Annotated in this window: 4 protein-coding genes; all 4 read right to left on the bottom strand. The window is 42.7% G+C overall.

The features are described from left to right. On the bottom strand, positions 1–280 hold a 280-nt coding region (locus E1163_RS01195; protein ID WP_155168698.1), incomplete at its 3' end, for a metal-sulfur cluster assembly factor. A 39-nt stretch (positions 281–319) separates the two neighbouring features. After that, positions 320–1075 (bottom strand): 1,2-phenylacetyl-CoA epoxidase subunit PaaC, encoded by a 756-nt coding sequence (paaC, locus tag E1163_RS01190; RefSeq protein ID WP_155168697.1) that lies wholly within the window; start codon positions 1073–1075, stop codon positions 320–322. Positions 1076–1086: 11 nt separating this feature from the next. Then, positions 1087–1698 (bottom strand): phenylacetic acid degradation b, encoded by a 612-nt coding sequence (locus tag E1163_RS01185; protein WP_155168696.1) that lies wholly within the window; start codon positions 1696–1698, stop codon positions 1087–1089. Between the two features lie 192 nt (positions 1699–1890). Then, a partial coding sequence (gene paaA / locus E1163_RS01180) for a 1,2-phenylacetyl-CoA epoxidase subunit PaaA (RefSeq protein WP_221417895.1) occupies positions 1891–2839 on the bottom strand: 949 nt, incomplete at its 5' end.

The raw sequence follows: 2839 nt of genomic DNA, 5'->3' as shown, positions 1-2839 counted from the left end.
GACCTTTTTCAGTGATCATATTGGAATTCCATGATTTTTCAAATGAGACTACCACGTCCACATGATCAATGCCATAGCTATTGAGGACATCGGAAATATCCTGCTTCATATAATCAATGGCAGGGCATCCCACAAAAGTAGGTGTCATTGTAACACGTACACGATGATCATCAATGTCAATATCAGTAATAACGCCTAAGTCTACCAGTGACAAAACTGGTATTTCAGGGTCTTTTACTTCATCGAGCCATTCTAATATTTGTTCTTCAGTGATGTGCATTCAAAACCTTAACAGTAAGCTTGCATTCGAAGTTCAAAGTTACCACTCTGCACCGGGATCTATCCTGAATACCTCTGACATTTCTTCAACAAGCGGTTGCAGGTGTTCAGTATGTTTTCCTGTTCTTCCACCAAACTCTGGTTCTATTACGCTAAGATCTGGCAATTGCAGGCTGGTTTGAGATAATATTTCAGTAATCCTGTTGATCCACTTTTCTTTTAGCACTTCTTCTCCCTGAAATATTCCACCTGCTATTAATTCCTGCTCATAAGGGGAAGGTTCAAATATTCCGAGGGCGTATGGAAGAGCCTTGTCAAGTGATGACTGCAGCCTGCTTATGCTCTCTTCTGTAGCTGTACCTAATTGCTTAATCCAGGTGTTGGCATGCATGGTGTGATACCTGATTTCTCCCTGTATTTTCTTCGCTAATTGGGCAAGAGGTGTATAACTTGATTCTGTTAATAATTCGAAACGGATAGCTTCGGCGGTATCAAAAAGGAAGTGCCTGATGAGGCTGAAATCATACTCGCCGTTTGGAAGCTCTGTCAGCGTACAGTTATGAAACTGCTCAGCATTGCGGGTAAAGGCTATGGTGTCCGGTTCGCTTTCACCAAGGCTGTGCAAAATCTGGTACAACGCATGGCTTTGCCCAACCTTATCCTGTGCCATGGAGGAAAATGCAATATCCTCTTCCAAAAGCGGGCCCATGCCCGTCCATTCAGAGTTTCTGTGGCCGATGATAAGCTGATCATCAGCCATTTTATATAGAAGTTCTTTTAGTGCTGTCTCGTTCATGATCTTAACTATTAACCGGCGTTACGTTCCTTAAAAGCCTTGATTTTGTCCGATGCTTTGTAATCTGAAGCATCCCTGAATTTCTTGTCAGGCAAGGTGTCCCAGATGTTTTTGTCTTCTTCTGATGTAAATAAAATGTCACTGGTTTTAATTACCCAGGCGTTAAAAACTGGCTTTTCGTTGATGAAAGCCGGTTTTGCAAGTGCCAAAGCTTCCTGAGGGTTTCGGGCTTCGATTGATCCCACATGTTGATGTTGTTTACCTCTTTTCATCAGATGAAAAAACTCGTATTCTTCTTTATCACCTTCCTTTGGGTATTCATCAGAAATATAGTTGTAAATAGTGTCTTCACCTTCAGTAAACTCGGTTACAAACACATTTCTGGTCTCTACAACAAACAATCCTGTACAGGTGGATCTTCTGCTAAATTGTTCTTTAGCGAAAAGGAAGGCCATTTCCTTATTTGGCGCATGTACAATGCCTTCATGCTGATAAGGCTTGTTTTCTTTCGCCTGTACAAACACTTCGAAAGTTCCAAACTGATCCAGGGGCACTTTTCGAGTAAGATCGCCCTGAAATCCTTTTAAATTGAGTCGGTTAACTCTGGGGTCTAATGATTCCATTTATTTTCTTAAGCAAAAAAATGACGCCTCAAAGATGTCATTTTAAATGGTGGTTTGCAATCGTTTTCGGTTATTCGTTTCCTGCTTGAGAACGCTAATGATCACACAAAATAAATGATGCGCACTGGCAGAAAAGTAGTCTGTATGTTACTCAAATAAAAAAGGCTACCGTGCAGGTAGCCTTGATAGGTTTTATGCTAAAGGGGTAACATATTCCGTTTTAGGAGCCAATAACGCCTGGCGTACCCATTTACCTCTTTCCTCAGCTACTCTTCGTACGGCAAGCCTTTCAGCATTGCATGGCCCGTCACCATTGATCACCCTTTTGAATTCATCCCAGTCAGGTTCAGTGTATTCCCACTTTTTAGTTTCAGGGTTCTTTTTCAGGTTTGGATCAGGAATTGTAAAGCCCAGCTCCCATATTTTAGGTACATACATATCCAGAAACTGGTTACGGCAATCGTCATTGGAGGCCATTTTCACCTTCCACTTCATGAGTACTTCTGTGTGCACGGAAACCTTATCAGGCGGGCCAAAGAAGTGCATCATAGGTCCCCACCATCTATCTATAGCTTCTTGCATCATTTGCCGTTGTTTGGGTGTACCTGTCGCCATGTGGATAACGCAGTGGTGGCCATATTTAAGGTGGAATGACTCTTCCGCACAAATACGATCCAACGCCCTGCAATATGGTCCATAGCTGCCTCTTGCATTGGCAAGCTGGTTCACTATAGCCCCGGCATCCACAAGCCAGGAAATAAAGCATGAATCTGCCCATGTAAAGGCAGGGTAGTTAAATATATTGGAATATTTTGATTTTCCTTCGATCAGGTCATCGATCATTTGTTCTCTCGACTTACCTAAAGTTTCGGCAGCGCTGTAAAGTAGTTGGGCGTGCCCTACTTCATCCTGCACTTTGGCCATCAGGGCCAGCTTTCTTTTGAAGCCAGGAGCCCTTGTTATCCAGGTGCCTTCAGGCAAAGCCCCGATGATCTCACTATGCGCATGCTGTTCGATCATCCGGATGAGTTGTTTTCTATACATTTGAGGCATCCAATCGTTGGGTTCGATTTTTTCACCTCTTTCTATTCGGGCTTCAAATTCAGCAAGTTTTTTAGGGTCTTCATTTTCCAAACCTTCA

It is taken from the genome of Fulvivirga kasyanovii, assembly GCF_009711405.1.
GTDB classification, from domain to species: domain Bacteria; phylum Bacteroidota; class Bacteroidia; order Cytophagales; family Cyclobacteriaceae; genus Fulvivirga; species Fulvivirga kasyanovii.
The sequence above is the reverse complement of the archived record's forward strand: the minus strand, read 5'-3'. Positions and strand labels throughout refer to the sequence as shown.

Excerpts from the sequence above, each read along its gene's own strand:
- paaC (WP_155168697.1), bottom strand. The coding sequence starts at position 1,075 with ATGAACGAGACAGCACTAAAAGAACTTCTATATAAAATGGCTGATGAT.
- E1163_RS01185 (WP_155168696.1), bottom strand. The coding sequence starts at position 1,698 with ATGGAATCATTAGACCCCAGAGTTAACCGACTCAATTTAAAAGGATTT.